At 67.5% G+C, this 15,608-nt stretch carries 16 protein-coding genes; 10 read left to right on the forward strand and 6 right to left on the reverse strand.

Annotation, left to right across the window (positions count from 1 at the left end; genetic code table 11):
• Positions 1 to 115 precede the first annotated feature (115 nt).
• From FR943_RS05165 to pstB, 6 genes are all read left to right on the forward strand, one after another.
• Positions 116 to 928, forward strand: a complete 813-nt coding sequence (locus tag FR943_RS05165; protein ID WP_217155393.1) for a winged helix-turn-helix transcriptional regulator — start codon at positions 116 to 118, stop codon at positions 926 to 928.
• Positions 925 to 1,803, forward strand: a complete 879-nt coding sequence (gene mshD / locus FR943_RS05170) for a mycothiol synthase (RefSeq protein ID WP_217155274.1) — start codon at positions 925 to 927, stop codon at positions 1,801 to 1,803. The genes FR943_RS05165 and mshD overlap by 4 nt, the downstream gene beginning before the upstream one ends.
• Before the next feature lie 136 nt (positions 1,804 to 1,939).
• Entirely contained in the window at positions 1,940 to 3,079 is a 1,140-nt protein-coding gene (pstS, locus tag FR943_RS05175; protein ID WP_217155275.1) for a phosphate ABC transporter substrate-binding protein PstS, read from the forward strand.
• A 55-nt stretch (positions 3,080 to 3,134) separates the two neighbouring features.
• Positions 3,135 to 4,187 (forward strand): phosphate ABC transporter permease subunit PstC, encoded by a 1,053-nt coding sequence (gene pstC / locus FR943_RS05180; RefSeq protein WP_217155276.1) that lies wholly within the window; start codon positions 3,135 to 3,137, stop codon positions 4,185 to 4,187.
• 63 nt (positions 4,188 to 4,250) lie between these two features.
• Entirely contained in the window at positions 4,251 to 5,165 is a 915-nt protein-coding gene (pstA, locus tag FR943_RS05185) for a phosphate ABC transporter permease PstA (RefSeq protein ID WP_217155277.1), read from the forward strand.
• A 9-nt stretch (positions 5,166 to 5,174) separates the two neighbouring features.
• Positions 5,175 to 5,951, forward strand: a complete 777-nt coding sequence (pstB, locus tag FR943_RS05190; protein WP_217155278.1) for a phosphate ABC transporter ATP-binding protein PstB — start codon at positions 5,175 to 5,177, stop codon at positions 5,949 to 5,951.
• A gap of 10 nt (positions 5,952 to 5,961) precedes the next feature.
• Here pstB and FR943_RS05195 read toward each other — a convergent pair whose 3' ends face one another.
• Positions 5,962 to 6,936, reverse strand: a complete 975-nt coding sequence (locus FR943_RS05195) for a quinone oxidoreductase family protein (RefSeq protein WP_217155279.1) — start codon at positions 6,934 to 6,936, stop codon at positions 5,962 to 5,964.
• An 81-nt stretch (positions 6,937 to 7,017) separates the two neighbouring features.
• On the opposite strand from FR943_RS05195, the gene FR943_RS05200 reads away from it, so the two are divergent.
• Positions 7,018 to 7,533 carry a MarR family winged helix-turn-helix transcriptional regulator gene (locus tag FR943_RS05200; RefSeq protein WP_217155280.1) on the forward strand — a complete coding sequence of 172 codons (516 nt, stop codon included), beginning with the start codon at positions 7,018 to 7,020 and terminating at the stop codon, positions 7,531 to 7,533.
• A gap of 1 nt (position 7,534) precedes the next feature.
• On the opposite strand, the gene phoU is transcribed toward FR943_RS05200, so the two are convergent.
• The 4 genes from phoU to FR943_RS05220 all read right to left on the reverse strand — a co-directional run bounded on the left by phoU (position 7,535) and on the right by FR943_RS05220 (position 13,020).
• Positions 7,535 to 8,203, reverse strand: coding sequence for a phosphate signaling complex protein PhoU (gene phoU, locus FR943_RS05205; RefSeq protein ID WP_217155281.1), 669 nt, complete (start codon positions 8,201 to 8,203; stop codon positions 7,535 to 7,537).
• Between the two features lie 83 nt (positions 8,204 to 8,286).
• Entirely contained in the window at positions 8,287 to 10,608 is a 2,322-nt protein-coding gene (locus FR943_RS05210) for an LCP family protein (RefSeq protein WP_217155282.1), read from the reverse strand.
• 223 nt (positions 10,609 to 10,831) lie between these two features.
• Entirely contained in the window at positions 10,832 to 11,965 is a 1,134-nt protein-coding gene (gene dusB, locus FR943_RS05215; RefSeq protein WP_218045332.1) for a tRNA dihydrouridine synthase DusB, read from the reverse strand.
• Between the two features lie 47 nt (positions 11,966 to 12,012).
• A complete protein-coding gene (locus FR943_RS05220) occupies positions 12,013 to 13,020 on the reverse strand; it encodes an acyl-ACP desaturase (protein ID WP_217155284.1) in 1,008 nt (335 codons plus the stop codon).
• A gap of 192 nt (positions 13,021 to 13,212) precedes the next feature.
• On the opposite strand from FR943_RS05220, the gene FR943_RS05225 reads away from it, so the two are divergent.
• From FR943_RS05225 to FR943_RS05235, 3 genes are all read left to right on the forward strand, one after another.
• On the forward strand, positions 13,213 to 13,677 hold the full coding sequence (locus FR943_RS05225) for a hypothetical protein (RefSeq protein ID WP_217155285.1): 465 nt from the start codon (positions 13,213 to 13,215) through the stop codon (positions 13,675 to 13,677).
• A gap of 133 nt (positions 13,678 to 13,810) precedes the next feature.
• Entirely contained in the window at positions 13,811 to 14,272 is a 462-nt protein-coding gene (locus tag FR943_RS05230) for a hypothetical protein (protein WP_217155286.1), read from the forward strand.
• 155 nt (positions 14,273 to 14,427) lie between these two features.
• Positions 14,428 to 14,865, forward strand: coding sequence for a hypothetical protein (locus tag FR943_RS05235; protein WP_217155287.1), 438 nt, complete (start codon positions 14,428 to 14,430; stop codon positions 14,863 to 14,865).
• A 5-nt stretch (positions 14,866 to 14,870) separates the two neighbouring features.
• Here FR943_RS05235 and FR943_RS05240 read toward each other — a convergent pair whose 3' ends face one another.
• On the reverse strand, positions 14,871 to 15,455 hold the full coding sequence (locus tag FR943_RS05240; protein WP_217155288.1) for a TetR/AcrR family transcriptional regulator: 585 nt from the start codon (positions 15,453 to 15,455) through the stop codon (positions 14,871 to 14,873).
• Positions 15,456 to 15,608 lie beyond the last annotated feature (153 nt).

Consider the following 15,608-nt stretch of genomic DNA (forward strand, 5'->3'; position numbering starts at 1 on the left):
TATCGTTAGAACACTAAAGGCCGGTAACGGCTACATGTCAGTCATGAATCTGACCGTGCGGACATCGGGGTCCGCACGATCGTGGACGTGATTGCCCGGCGCGCCGGAGGACCCGTTGGACCTGCTGCTACTGACCGTCGACCCGCATCCCGAGTCGGTCCTGCCCTCGCTCGCCCTGCTGGCCCACACCGTGCGCACCGCCCCGACGGAAGTCTCCTCGCTGCTGGAAGCCGGCAGCGCCGACGTGGCGATCGTCGACGCCCGGACCGATCTGGCCGCCGCCCGTGGCCTGTGCCGGCTGTTGGGCACCACCGGCACCTCGGTGCCGGTGGTGGCGGTGCTCAACGAGGGCGGATTGGTCGCGGTCAACCACGAATGGGGCCTGGACGACATCCTGTTGCCCAGCACCGGCCCGGCCGAGATCGACGCCCGGCTGCGGCTGCTCGTCGGACGTCAGGGCGGCGGTGCCAACCAGGAGAACGTCGGCAAGATCACACTGGGTGAGCTCGTGATCGACGAAGGCACCTACACCGCACGGCTGCGCGGCCGTCCACTCGACCTCACCTACAAGGAGTTCGAGCTGCTCAAGTACCTCGCGCAGCACGCCGGGCGGGTTTTCACCCGGGCACAGCTGCTCCAGGAGGTCTGGGGCTATGACTTCTTCGGCGGCACCCGCACCGTCGACGTGCACGTCCGCCGGCTGCGCGCGAAACTCGGCTCGGAGTACGAATCGCTGATCGGTACCGTCCGCAACGTCGGATACAAGGCGGTGCGTCCGTCGCGCAGCCGCGCCGCGGCCGCCGAGGCAGCCGACACCGCCACCGATGACGACGACGTCGTCACCGATGAGGTGGCCGATGACGACGATTTCGGCGTGGCGCCCGACGAGGTGGACGAGCCGCTGGCGGGCAGGCTGCCCAGCCAGTGACTGCACTCGCCTGGCGGACCGGCCTGTCGCACGCCGAACAGACCGGGATCCGCGAACTCATCGCCGCCGCCACCGCGGCCGACGGGGTGGCACCAGTCGGCGACCAGGTGCTGCGTGAGTTGGACCACGACCGCACCCGGCATCTGCTGGCCACCGAGGGGTCCGAGCTGCTCGGTTACCTCAACCTGGCCCCGGCCGGTGACGATGCGCCGCCGATGGCCGAGCTCGTGGTGCATCCGCAGGCCAGGCGTCGCGGTGTGGGGACAGCGCTGGCCGGCGCCGGGTTGGCCGAGGGCGGGGCCGCCACCCGGGTCTGGGCGCACGGCAACCTGGCGGCGGCCCGGGCGCTGGCGGACGCACTGAACCTCACGGTCGCGCGCGAACTGCTGCAGATGCGTCGCGCGTTGTCGGACCTGCCGCCGCTGCGCACCGTCGACGGCGTCCGGATCAGCACCTACGCCGGACCTGCGGACGACGCCGAGATCCTGCGGGTCAACAACGCCGCTTTCGCCTGGCATCCCGAGCAGGGCGGCTGGACCGAGCACGAGATCGCCGAACGACGGGCCGAGCCCTGGTTCGACGCCGAAGGCCTGTTCGAGGCATTCGACGCGGACACCGGCGCGTTGCTGGGCTTCCATTGGACGAAAACGCACAGTGCCGACCTCGGCGAGGTCTATGTCGTCGGCGTCGACCCCGCCGCGCAGGGACGCGGACTGGGTTCGCTGCTGACCCTGGTCGGCCTGCACCACCTCGCCGAGCGATCCCTGCGCACCGTGCTGCTCTACGTCGAGGCGGACAACTCCGCGGCGGTGGCCACGTACCGGAATTTGGGTTTCGAGGTGCACAGCGTCGACGCGGCGTACGCCGCCGGTTAACCCGATGCGCTGTGAATACGCTGAACCTGTTCACTGCTGATTTACCTGCTGTCCGCAAGTTGTCCATTGCGGCCGAATAGGTTGCCGGAGAGTTCGAAGCCGTCAATTGAAAAGCCGTCAACGGAAAGTGGGACACGTGAAGCTCATCAGCATTGGCACGGGTGTTGGCAAGCCACTCGGGGCTGCGTTGTCCGCGACTGCGCTCGCGGTACTCACGCTGACCGCGTGCGGCAGCGACAACAACACCGGTGCCACGGGCTCCTCGGCGTCGGGCAGCAGTGCGGCGGCCTCGGGGGAGTGCGGCGGCAAGAGCTCGCTGACGGCTGAGGGCTCGACGGCGCAGCAGAACGCCATCGCGGAGTTCAACCGGATGTGGGGCCAGGTGTGCCCCGGCAGCAACCTGTCCTACAACCCGACCGGTTCGGGTGCGGGGGTTGATCAGTTCATCGCCAAGCAGGTCGACTTCGCCGGCTCGGACTCGCCCCTCAAAGACGATCAGGTCGCCCGGGCCGCCGAGCGCTGTGGCGGCAACGAGGCCTGGAACCTGCCGCTGGTGTTCGGCCCTGTCGCGCTGGCCTACAACGTCGAAGGCGTCGACAAGCTCGTCGTGAGCCCGGACGTGCTGGCCAAGATCTTCCAGGGCCAGATCACCAAGTGGAACGACCCGGCGTTGGCCGCGCTCAACGGCGGCACCGCGCTGCCCGACGTGAACATCACCCCGATCTACCGGTCGGACTCCTCGGGCACCACGGACAACTTCCAGAAGTATCTGGCCGCCGCCGCACCGCAGACCTGGACCAAGGGCGTGGGCAAGGAATTCAACGGCGGAGCCGGTGAGGGCGCGCAGAAGTCCTCCGGTGTGGTGCAGGCCGTGCAGGCCACCCCGGGTTCGATCGGCTACGTCGAGAAGAGCCCGGCCGCCGCGGCCGGACTGCCCTACGCCGAGATCGACAGCGGCGCCGGCGCGGTCCCGCTGGACGACCAGTCGACCACCAAGGCCGTGGACGCCGCCACGTTCGAGGGGGAGGGCAAGGACCTGGTCCTCGACCTGAACGCGCTGTACGCGTCGAAGGAGGCCGGCGTCTACCCGCTGGTGCTGGCGACGTACGAGATCGTTTGCTCCAAGGGCTACGACGCCGACACCGCGGCAGCGGTCAAGTCGTTCCTGACCGTGGCCGCCAACGAGGGCCAGGCCAGCCTGGCGCAGGCCGGATACATCGCGCTGCCCGACAAGTTCAAGCAGCGCCTGCTGACCTCAGTCGAAGCGATCGCGTAGTAGCCCCGGCTGGCGTTGAACGACGAAACTGGGCGAGGATGGGTTTTTCCACCACATGACCAACAGGGGCCCTGACGGGACAACAGTGACGACGCCGAATCCAGCTGAATCGGGGTCGGGGGAGACGCTCGCCTCCCCCGTCCCCGGGCCAGAATCCATCTCCACCAACCCGTCCAGGGCCGCCAAGGTCCGCCTCGGCGACCGAATTTTCCATGGCTTGGCTGAGGGTTCGGGCATCCTGATCGTCGCCCTGATCGCGGCGATCGGCGTGTTCCTGCTCTGGCGCGCGGTGCCGGCGCTGACCCGCAACGAGGAGAACTTCTTCCTTTATGGCGGCAACTGGATCACGACCGACACCTCGGCGATGCACTTCGGCATCTTCGAGCTGCTGCAGGTGACGGTGTTCGTTTCGGTGTTCGCGCTGGTGCTGGCGATGCCGGTGGCCCTGGGCATCGCGATCTACCTGACCCAGTACGCCTCGCGCCGGCTGGCCGGGCCCCTGGCATACCTGGTGGATCTGCTCGCCGCGGTGCCGTCGATCGTGTACGGCGTCTGGGGCCTGTACGTCCTCGCCCCGGCGATCAAACCCTTTGCGGTGTGGCTCAATACCAACTTGGACTGGCTGTTCCTGTTCAAGACCGGTAACGCCTCGGTGGCCGGTGGCGGCACGATCTTCACGGCGGGCATCGTGCTGGCGGTGATGATCCTGCCGATCATCACGGCGGTGACCCGCGAGGTGTTCACCCAGACCCCGCGCGGTCAGATCGAGGCGGCACTGGCGCTCGGCGCCACCCGGTGGGAAGTGGTACGCACGACGGTGCTGCCGTTCGGGTTGTCCGGCTACATCAGCGGCGCCATGCTGGGGCTGGGCCGCGCGCTCGGTGAGACGATCGCGCTGCTGATCATCCTGCGCGGCACGCAGACGGCGTTCAGTTGGACGCTGTTCGACGGCGGCTACACCTTCGCCAGCAAGATCGCCGCCACCGCAAGCGAGTTCAACGACGAGTACAAGGCGGGGGCCTACATTGCCGCCGGCCTGGTGCTGTTCATCCTCACGTTTGTGGTGAACTCGCTGGCCCGCGCTGCGGTGGCCGGAAAGGGGCGCTGATGAGCGCTTGCGCGAAGAGGAGATGGCGCTGATGAGCGCTTGCGCGAAGAGGAGATGGCACAGGTGACGTCGACGCTCGAACGGCCGGTCAAGGCCGCCGCATTCCAGGGCGTGAGTCTGCGGCGCAAACTGACCAACCACTTCGCCACGCTACTGGTCAGCTTGTCGCTGCTGGTTGCCCTGATCCCGCTGGCCTGGGTGCTGTATTCGGTGATCTCCCGGGGTTGGGCCGCATTGAGCTCACCGGTGTGGTTCACCAATTCGCAGGCCGGGATGACGACGTTCACCGCGGGTGGCGGGGCGTATCACGCGATCGTCGGCACCTTCCTGCAGGGCGTCGTGTGCTCGCTGATCTCCATTCCGATCGGTGTCATGGTGGCCGTCTACCTGGTCGAGTACGGCGGTGGCACCCGGTTGGGCAAGGTCACCACGTTCATGGTGGACATCCTCACCGGGGTGCCCTCGATCGTGGCCGCGCTGTTCATCTACGCATTGTGGGTGGCCACGCTCGGTTTCGGTCGGTCCGGGTTCGCCGTGTCACTGTCGTTGGTGCTGTTGATGATTCCGGTGATCGTGCGGGCCACCGAGGAGATGTTGCGCATCGTGCCGATGGATCTGCGCGAGGCGAGTTATGCACTGGGTGTACCGAAGTGGAAGACGATCGTGCGGATCGTGATCCCGACGGCGCTGTCGGGCATCGTCACCGGCGTGATGCTGGCGCTGGCCCGGGTGATGGGGGAGACCGCACCGCTGCTGATCCTGGTGGGCTATGCGCAGGCGATGAACTTCGACATGTTCGGCGGGTTCATGGGGTCGCTGCCGGGCATGATGTACGACCAGATCTCGGCGGGGGCGGGCGCCAATCCGGTGCCCACCGACCGGATGTGGGGTGCGGCGCTGACGCTGATCCTGTTGATCGCCTTGCTCAATGTCGGTGCACGTGCGGTCGCCAAATTCTTTTCCCCCAAGAAGGTGTAGGAGCTTCCGATGGCCAAGCGGCTGGATCTCAAAGACGTCAACATCTACTACGGTGCGTTCCACGCGGTTTCGGATGTGTCGCTGTCGGTGCAGCCGCGCAGCGTGATGGCCTTCATCGGCCCGTCGGGCTGTGGCAAGTCGACGGTGCTGCGCACGCTCAACCGCATGCACGAGGTGATCCCGGGCGCCCGGGTCGAGGGCTCGGTGCTGCTCGACGGTGAGGACATCTACGGTCCGGGGGTGGATCCGGTGGGGGTGCGCAAGACCATCGGTATGGTGTTCCAGCGTCCGAATCCGTTCCCCACCATGTCGATTCGTGACAACGTGGTCGCCGGTCTCAAGCTGCAGGGTGTGCGCAACAAGAAGACCCTGGACGAGGTGGCCGAGCGTTCGCTGCGCGGCGCCAACCTGTGGAACGAGGTGAAGGACCGACTGGACAAGCCCGGCGGTGGGCTTTCCGGTGGGCAGCAGCAGCGGTTGTGCATCGCCCGCGCCATCGCGGTGCAGCCCGACGTGTTGCTGATGGACGAGCCGTGCTCGGCGCTGGACCCGATTTCCACGTTGGCGATCGAGGATCTGATCTCCACGCTCAAGCAGGATTTCACCATCGTGATCGTCACGCACAACATGCAGCAGGCCGCCCGGGTGAGCGATCAGACCGCGTTCTTCAACCTCGAGGCCACCGGCAAGCCCGGCAGGCTGATCGAGATCGATGACACCGAGAAGATTTTCTCCAACCCGACCCAGAAGGCCACCGAGGACTACATCTCGGGCCGCTTCGGCTGAGTGTCGCCGATTACGGGGTGAGCACCACGCGGATGCCGGAGGGCTCGCCGCCGGCCCAGACCTCCGCCACATCGGCCAATGCCCTTGGCTGGGTGCGTAGTTCGAGCCGGCCGTCGGCGACCATCTGGAACAGCTCCGGCAGTGCCTCGGTTCGGGCCTGGGCCATGACCGTGAGCGGCACGCTGCCGATACCGACCCCGCGCAGCGTGATCCCGGTGCTGCGCAACACGCCGGCATCCAGCGGCAGGGTGGGTCCGGCCATCGATCCGATCTGCACGAACCGGGTCGGATGGTAGTGCGCGGCAGGATGACTGGCGGTCAGGCCGGTGAGCACCTGGGCGGCGGGTTCGCCCCACAGATAGTCGAGCACTGCGTCGAATGGCCGCTGGGCGTGCATCTCGGACACCTCGGCGCTCAGGTCGCCGGCGCCGAGGGTGATCGTGGCGTGCGCGCCGGCCGAGCGCAGCCAGGCCAGGCGGTCGGTGTTGCGGCCGACGGCCACCACATTTTCGGCGCCGAACATCGAGGTGGCCAATTGCACTGCCATGGAGCCGGTGACGCCGGTGGCGCCGAGCACCAGGACGTGGTCTCCGGGCTTGACGGCAGCCGCATGCGACAGTGCGGTCCAGGCCGAGATACCGGGGTTGGGTAGGGCCGCCGCGGTCACCGAGTCGACGTGTTCGGGGACGTCGATACCACCACGCGGGTCGACCACGGCACGTTGGGCCATCATGCCGGAGTAGCCCACCGCTCCGGTGTAGATGCGACGGCCGTCGGCGAGCCGGACGACACCGTCGACGCCGGGAATCGCGGGCAGTGCAATCTCCTTGCTGGCGTAGTGTTTTCCCGACACCAGGGCGCGGGTGAGGTTGGTCAGGGCCGATGCCTCCACGACAGCCACCTCGGCGCCGTCGCGTGGTTGGGGTTCGGGTACGTCGGTGTAGACGGGGGGTTGGCCCCACTCGGTGACCAGCGCGGCCAGCATGGCAACTCCTTTTGTTTCCGGAGATATGGTTTCTGTGGAAACAATCTACCCACGGTGTCACCGGGTGGCAAGATGGTTTCCGTGAAAACCAAACCGGAGCTGATCCAGGCCATCAACGAACTGATGACCGTGGTGGGCGATCGGCTCGGGAACGACGGGGACGGCGATGCCGAGCGGGACTTCATGGCCGCCCGGTGTCCGCAGCGCCTGCACGCGAAGGTGCGGACGCTGCCGACATCGGCCATGCACCTGCTGGCCGAGATCGCCGAAGGCCCGGTCAGCCTGGTGGGGCTGGCCGCACGCTCGGGCCGGCTCAAGGGCACCGTGTCCAAGCACGTGCAACGACTGGTCGAGGCGGGATTGGTGGAGCGTAGGCCGGTGCCCGGTAATCGCAAGGAGATCGAACTCGGTCTGACCGCTGACGGCGAAGTCGTGGCCGACGTGCACCGGCAACTGCATGACGAGATGGACCGTGGCGCCCGCGACTTCCTGCTCCGCTACACCGGCGCCGAGCTGCAGGTCCTGGTCAAGGTGCTGCGGGACCTGGCCGGGGCACACAGGGACGGGGTCCGCCTGGTGCCGCCGGCCGAGCCCTGACCTACTGCGAGGAGGGCACCGACTCCCCGTCCGGGTAAGACCCGGTGACCTGGAAGATGACCCGCCGGGCCACTTCGACGGCATGGTCGGCGAAGCGTTCGTAGAAACGGCTCAACAGCGTCACATCCACGGCCGCCGTCACCCCGTGCTTCCACTCCCGGTCCATCAGCACCGAGAACAGGTGACGATGCAGGTCATCCATCGCATCGTCCTCCTCCTGGATGCGGGCCGCCTTCTCCGGATCCTGGGTGAGCAGCACCTCGCGGGCGGCATGGCCCAACTCGACGGCCACCCGGCCCATCTCGGCGAAGTAGCCGTTCACCTCCTCGGGCAGCACGTGCTGCGGGTGGCGCCGGCGGGCGATCTTGGCCACATGCAGCGCCAGCGCCCCCATCCGGTCCACATCCGCGACGATCTGGATCGAGCCCACCACCGCGCGCAGGTCGCCGGCCACCGGTGCCTGCAGCGCCAGGAGCACGAATGCCGCTTCCTCGGCCTGGGTGCTCAGCGTGGTCATCTGGTCGTGGTCGGTGATGACCTGTTCGGCCAGGGCCAGATCGGCCTGCAGCAGCGCCTGCGTGGCACGCTCCATTGCGGTACCCGCCAGCTCGCACATCTCGCCGAGTTGGTCGGTCAGTGAACGCAGCTGCTCGTTGTAGTGGGTACGCATGCTGCAAGATTAGGCTGTCGTTGACCCTGGCGTCACGATGCGTCGATGAACGAACGGTGAATGCCGTGCCGGCCGGGCGCAGCCTATTCGCAGGTGGTGTCGGCGGCGTTGGTCACGGTCAGGTCCTCGGGCAGGTGCGTCGGGGAGCTACTGGTGCCCTTCACCACGTGTACCTGCACCTCCGACCCGCTCGGGGTCGGCGGGTTCACCGAGTAGAAGTCGGTGCCCAGCACCACCTGCACCACGTCGCCCATCCCGGTCACCCGTTCGATGGTCGGGTTGGCGAAGGAGCTGGCCACCGTCGCGGCCGCTTCCTCGTTACCGGGTGAGAAGAAGACCGTGGTCGACGGCAGCGCCCCCGGATAGTCGTCGGGGGTGTTGACGTTGAAGCCGTGCTCCTCCAGCTCGGTGGCCGCCGTGGCGGCCAGCCCGCTCTGGCCCGTCGAGTTCGACACCTGCACCGTGACGTCCTGCGGTTCGGTGGTGACGGCGTTGACCATCTCGCCGCTGTCGGTGGCGGCCGGCGCGGGGACCGGCACCGTGGACTGCGGTGTGGTCTGCGACGGAGCGGCGGCCTGCACGGACGACGTGGCCGATTCCGGGGTGCCCGGGACCGGGGTGTTGTCCGGGTTCTTCTCGCCCGGCAGCGGATCGTCGTTGATGATCGCGTCGAACAGGGCCCGCATGTCGTCACTGCGGGGAACCTCGTTGCCGTACTCGTCGGCGTAGCCGACGGTCGGCACCGTGACGAAGGTGATCCGGCCGGCGTTCACGCCCTGCACGGACTGGCCCAGGTCGACGAGATCCTTGGTTTTGATGTTGTCGACGAAGCTGTCGCTGATGAACATGTTGACGACGTTGTTGAGCTTGTTGAGCGAGAAGAACGTGTCGCGGGAGATCAGCGAGCGCAGCAGCGAGGACAGGAACAGCTGCTGCCGTTTGATGCGGCCGTAGTCGCCGTTGTACTCCGTGGTGATCTGCCGGGCCCGGACATAGTTCAACGCGGTGTGGCCGTCGATCATCTGCCGCCCGGCCACGGGCAGTACGGTGCCCAACTCGTAGTCCTCGAGCGGGGTGGTGCTGCACACCTCGACACCGCCGAGCGCGTCGACCATCTTCGAGAAACCGGAGAAGTCGACGGCCATGAACCGGTTGATCGACAACCCGGAAAGCTTCTGGATCACCTTCACCAGACACTTCGGGCCGCCGAAGGCGAACGCCGAGTTCAGCTTGGTCTCGGTGTAGACCTCGTCCGGGCCGTAGGTCTCGGTCTCCTCGTCGTACAACGGCCCGTAGGTCGCGGTCTCCGGATTCCAGGGCTCGCACTTCATCGGCGTGATCGACAGGTCACGCGGGAACGACACCGCCACCACCCGCTCCCGGTTGGCCGGGATGTTGACCAGCATGATCGTGTCCGAGCGCGCGCCGCCGGCGTCCTCGGTATCGCCGGCACCCATGTCCGCGTTCTCGCCGAACCGGCTGTCGGTGCCGATGATCAGGAAGTTCTCGTCACCGAACTGGGCATTGGGGTCGAGGATGTCACGCGAGTTGAGGTCCAGCGCGGCGACCTTGTTGAGGCTGTTGTTCTTCGAGGACTGCCACTGCCAGGCGCCGCCGGTCAACACCAGGGCGAGCACCGCGAGCATCGCTGCGGCGGCCCGTCCGGCGAGCATCACCCGGCGGTTGATCGGTGGCCGGACCGGCTCCATGACGGTGGTTTCGTCGGGGTCGTGCTCGTCCGGTGGGACCGGGCGGACCCGCCACGCCGGGCGATCCTTCGGCACGTCATATTCGTAGACCGCGGGCAGGGCCGGGAGCACGTCGGTATCGGTGTTCTCGGTGGCGGCGTCGGCGTGCTCCAGCGGGTCCCCGAGCGGCGCGTCCATCGGCGCCTCGAACGAGTCGTCGAACTGCTCCGGGTAATCCTCGGCTTCGAGGAAATCCTGGGGTCCGTCGTCCTCCGGAGCGATCCGCACCGCTTCGATGACGTCCGTGGGGTCGGGCACGTGCGGGCGGATGTACACCGGCTCGGCATCCGGCCCCTCAAGGTATGCCGGGTCTGGCTCCGCCTCGTGGATGAACTCCGGTTCTGGCTCCGGTTCGACGTCGTCCAGGTCGTCGAGGTCGTCCACGTCGTCGGGCTCCAGCCGGTGACGCCTCGGGGTGAATCCGGTCCCGGCGACCTTGGCGATGAGATCGGCGACAGTTACCCCGTCGGTATGGCTGCCGCTGGGTTCATCGGCGGCCAAATCATCCGGTAGCGGGTGATCCTGGCGCTCCCACGGCGCGGCACCTGGCAAAGGCCGCGCAGATCGGGTAATCCATTGGTTGTCAGAATGATCCGCCGAGGAGCGGCGCCGACGGCCGGGAGCGGCACCGGGAGTGGCGTTGTCAGCGTCACTCATGTCCTTACCGGCCTCCGACTCTTCGATCTCGCGACTGCGCGTCGGTGCGCATCGATTCTGCGGTGCTGCTGAGATTTTCTCCTCATCTCTTCTAGCAGCACTGTGCCGGGCTGGCTACCTGAGCCGGCCACGGCAAGGTCCCCATCGTACTGAGCCACCCTGAGACTGAGCCAGCCCCAACCCGGTGACGGAGTCGTCTCGATGTCATCTCGGTGTCGCCGGATCAGCCCCCGGAATTCATCACATCGGCCCCGACCGGCACCGCGCAGTCGTCGGGGTCGTCGAGCCAGCCCTCGGGCAGCGACACCGACGCGGCCGAGCCCTGCCGTCCGCGCGGCCCGCCGGCCGCGGCCGGGAAGGGCACGTCCGGATCGAGCTGGTCGAGCAGTGCGTCGAGCTCGGACCGGGTCTTGACCAGGGCCAGCGCACGGCGCAGATCGGCGCCCGCCGGGAACCCGTGCAGGTACCAGGCCACGTGCTTGCGGATGTCGCGCATGCCCTTGTCCTCGCCGAAGTGCGCGCTGAGCAGCTCGCCGTGGCGCCGCACGATGTCGGCCACCTCGCCCAGGGTGGGCGGGGTGGCGGGCGGGCGGCCGGTGAACGCCGCGGAGAGCTCGGCGAACAGCCACGGGCGGCCCAGGCAGCCGCGACCGATCACGACGCCGTCGCACCCGGTCTCGGCCATCATCGCCAGCGCGTCGTCGGCCTCGAAGATGTCGCCGTTGCCCAGCACCGGAATGCTGGTGACGTGGGCCTTGAGCGCGGCGATCTGGTCCCAGTCGGCCGTGCCGGAGTAGCGCTGCGCCGCGGTCCGGGCGTGCAGCGCCACGGCCGCGGCACCTTCCTCGGCGGCGATCCGCCCGGCGTCCAGGTGGGTGTGGTGCGCCTCGTCGATACCGACCCGGAACTTCACCGTCACCGGTATGTCGGTGCCTGCGACACCGCGCACTGCGGCCGCCACGATCTGGCCGAACAGCCGCCGCTTGTAGGGCAGGGCCGATCCGCCGCCGCGTTTGGTGACCTTGGGCACCGGGCAGCCGAAGTTCATGTCGATGTGATCGGCCATCCCCTCGTCGGCGATCATCTTGGCGGCCAAGTAGGTGGTGTCCGGGTCCACGGTGTACAGCTGCAGCGACCGGGGCGACTCGTCGGGCCCGAACGTCGTCATGTGCAGGGTGACCGGGTGCCGCTCGACCAGCGCCCGCGCGGTCACCATCTCGCAGACGTACAGGCCGCTGACGGTACCGGCGCGGGCGATCTCGAGCTCGCGGCACAGCGTGCGGAACGCCACATTGGTCACGCCGGCCATCGGCGCGAGCACCACCGGGCTGGGCAATGCGAACGGCCCGATCCGCAGTGGGGATCGGGCCGGCGCTGCTGTTGCAGGGGGCTGGGCGGTCAGGGTCATGAAGACGACGACGACACCAGCAGGTTCTTCATGGCCTTCTTCTCGGCCATCTTGCGCTCGCGCTCGAGGCGGCGCTCCTTGGCGACCTCGAACTTGTCGCAGGCGTCCTCGAGCTCTTCGACGATGCGGCCGAGGTCGTCGCGCAGGCGTGCGCCCTCGCCGGTGAAGTCCTCACGCTCGAAGATGCGCCACTTGCGCAGGATGGGCATCACCACGTCGTCCAGGTGAATCCGCGGGTCGTAGACGCCGCCGACGGCGATGACGACGGCCTTGCGGCGGAAGTCGGGCACCGTGTAGCCGGGCATCTTGAAGTTGTCGAGAACCCGGTGCAGCGAGCCCATCGCTTGGTTGGGCGCGATGTCCAGGCCGGCCGCCGAGACGTCCCGGTAGAAGATCATGTGCAGGTTCTCGTCGGCGGAGACACGCTGCAGCAGCTGGTCGGCGATCGGGTCATCGCAGGCCTTGCCGGTGTTGCGGTGGCTGACGCGGGTGGCCAACTCCTGGAACGACACGTACATCACCGAGTCGAACAGGCTCTCGGCGAACAGGTCGCCCTGCTGGTTCTGGCCGGGGGAGAAGCCGCGGGTGACCTGCTCGACGCGCAGCTCTTCCAGCTCGACGGGGTCGACGGCGCGGGTGACGACGAGGTAGTCGCGCAGGGCGATGCCATGTCGGTTTTCCTCGGCGGTCCAGCGGTTGACCCACTGGCCCCAGGCCCCGTCCATGCCCATGTTCATCGCGATCTCGCGGTGGTAGGAGGGCAGGTTGTCCTCGGTGAGGAGGTTCTGAATCATCGCGGTCTTGGCGACCTCGGACAGCTTGGACTGCTCGGGATCCCAGTCCTGGCCGCCGAGAGCGAAGTAGTTCTTGCCGTCCGACCACGGGATGAAGTCGTGCGGGTTCCAGTCCTTACGCATCCGCATGTGGCGGTTGATGCTGGTCTCTACGACAGGCTCGAGTTCGTGCAGGAGCTGCAGGTCGGTGTATTCCCGCTGCTGCGTCATATGCCCTCAACTCTCCTCACGTCCGCGGACGCTCAGTTATCTGTACCTGTTGGTAGCAGTCAATATATCTGTGTAACCCGGTGACATCAAGTTACTCTGGGGGTCCCACCACGAGCGCTGCGCCGCGCCCGAAACGCCGGTAGGATCCGCTCAATTATCCGTCGAATACCCACACTCGGAGGTTGGGCACACGTGAAAAACTTCGTGCTCGGTGCCGGAACCGTTGCTGCCGCCGGTGCAGCAGTATCCCTGCTGTTCGGTGCCGGTGTCGCCGCGGCCGCTCCTAATGTCGCCGGCGAGACCTACGGGGACGCGGCGAGCGCGATGGAGGGGGCCGGCTACAGCGTCAAGGTGGCCGTCACCGTGGGCAGCAAGCTGTCCCAGGACGACTGCATCGTGACCAACACGTGGGACGCCCCGTTCGTCCGCGACGGCGGGGGTTCGTACAACCACGCCAACGGCGAGGTCATGGTGGCGCTGAACTGCGACGGTGACCACGCCACCGCCAACCATCCGGGTGCTTCGGTGGCCAGCCCGGCCGGCCGCGAGGCCAAGCAGGCCGAGGACCTGGAAGAGGCCAAGAAGGCCTACGCCGAACAGCAGGCCCAGCTGGCCCAAGAGGCCGAGCTCGCCGAGGTCAGCACCCCCGACGAGTAGGCGTGCTCGTTCGGCCCGGTGACGCCCAGCGTTCACCCGCAATTCCCTTGTGAGCCATCGGTTTTCATAATTTGCTCGGTAGCCTCGCCGACTGATGTTGCAGTTGCGCACAGTCGTGAGGAGTCGGGCGCCGATGAACAAACTCGTCGTTTCCGGGGCGGGAGCAGTGATCGCTTTCGCCGCCGCCGGTCTGTTGGGGGCGGGTGCGGCGACCGCCGCACCCGACGTGGTGGGCGAGACATATGAAGATGCCGCGTCGGCAATCGAGGGTGACGGCGGGACGGCCAAGGTGGCGGTCACCGTCGGGAGCAAGTTGTCCAAGGACGACTGCGTGGTCACCCAGGTGTGGGACGCCCCGTTCGTCCGTGATGCCGGTGACGAGTACACCCACGCCGACGGTGAGGTGATGCTCTCCCTCAACTGCGACGGCGGTTTCGCCGAGGCAGACCACCCGGGGGCGTCGGTGGCCAGCCCGGCCGGCCGTGAGGCCAAGAAAGCCGCGGACAAGGAAGCCGCCGAGAAGGAGGCTGCCGCGCAGGCGGCGGCCGCCGCCGAGCAGGAAGAAATCGCCGAGGTCAGCACTCCCGACGAGTAAGAGTTTCGGCTCGTCAACCGTTCTGACAGCTAGAATTCAGGTAGCTCCCCGGAGTCCGTGGCATGGGCCGCGGGCCGTGGGGCGACTGAAAAGGCACTCCGAAAGCGCTGCCGCCCCACACCGGGAGAGATCACCGGACGGGGAAGGTCGGCCAGATGAAGATCGCGATCGGGTTCGGAGCTGTTGTCGGTGCGTCAGCCGCGGGGTGCGCCCTCGCGATCCTCGGCGCAGGCGCTGCCCAGGCGGCGCCGGATGTGGTCGGTGAGACATACGGCGACGCGGCCGCCGCCATCGAGGGCGGCGGCGGCACCGTCCACGTGGCGGTCAGCGTGGGCAGTCGGTTGCCGCGGGACGAGTGCGTGGTCACCAACGCATGGACCGTCCGCCAGTTGGTGCCGATGACCACCGACACGTACTACGAGTACGACGAAGGGGTCACCCAGCTGGCGCTCAACTGCGAGGGCGACCACGCCACCGCGGACCATCCGGGAGCCTCGGTGGCCAGCCCGGAGGGCCGTGAGGCCAAGGCCGCTGCCGAACAGGCCGAAGCCGAGCAGCAGGGCATCGTCGAGGCCAGCACGCCCGACGAGTAGAGCGGTCAGTAGCTGCCGATCCGGCCGAGCAGCATGTCGACGCAGTAGTCGATGAACTGCTCGCGGGTGGCCGGCAACCTGTCATCGAGGTAGGCGGTGAACAGCGCGGTCAGCGCACCGATCAGGCTGGTCGCCACCATGGCCTGACGTACCGGGTCAGCGATGCGGGTCAGTTTGCGCTGCACCAGGTTGATGAAGTTGGGCATCCACTCCGCGCCCGAGCGGGTGAGCACCGGTTCGGATTCTGGGGCCAGTAGCAGCACGCGGCCCCGGGTGGGGTCGTCGACCATCAGGGCGACGAACTGTTCCACCGCGTCGCGCGGGGTGACGGCCGTGGTCAGGGCCGACATCGCCCGGGTGCAGACGTCGTCATACACCGCCCGGACGAAGGCGTCGCGATCGGCGAAGCTCTCGTAGAAGTACCGTTCGGTGAGTTCGGCCGCCCGGCACACCGCACGCACCGTCAGGGTGGACCCGTCGGCGTTGCCCAGCAACGCCACCCCCGCAGCGATCAGCTCGTCACGGCGTCGGGCCGCACGTTCCGGCAGCGGAACGCCCGACCATCGGCCGCGTCGTTGACCGGATGGCACATGTACTCCTAAGCGTCAATGACAACGTAGGTGGTCCCAGCTGATTCAAGACCATCGTCCTGCCGCCGAAGTGCACCCGTGACACAAGATACGTCTGAGACATACCCGCTGACCAGCGCATCCGCAGCGGTCGGCGTGTTCTTGGCGGGGTCC

Source organism: [Mycobacterium] fortunisiensis, assembly GCF_019050325.1.
GTDB lineage: Bacteria > Actinomycetota > Actinomycetes > Mycobacteriales > Mycobacteriaceae > Mycobacterium > Mycobacterium fortunisiensis.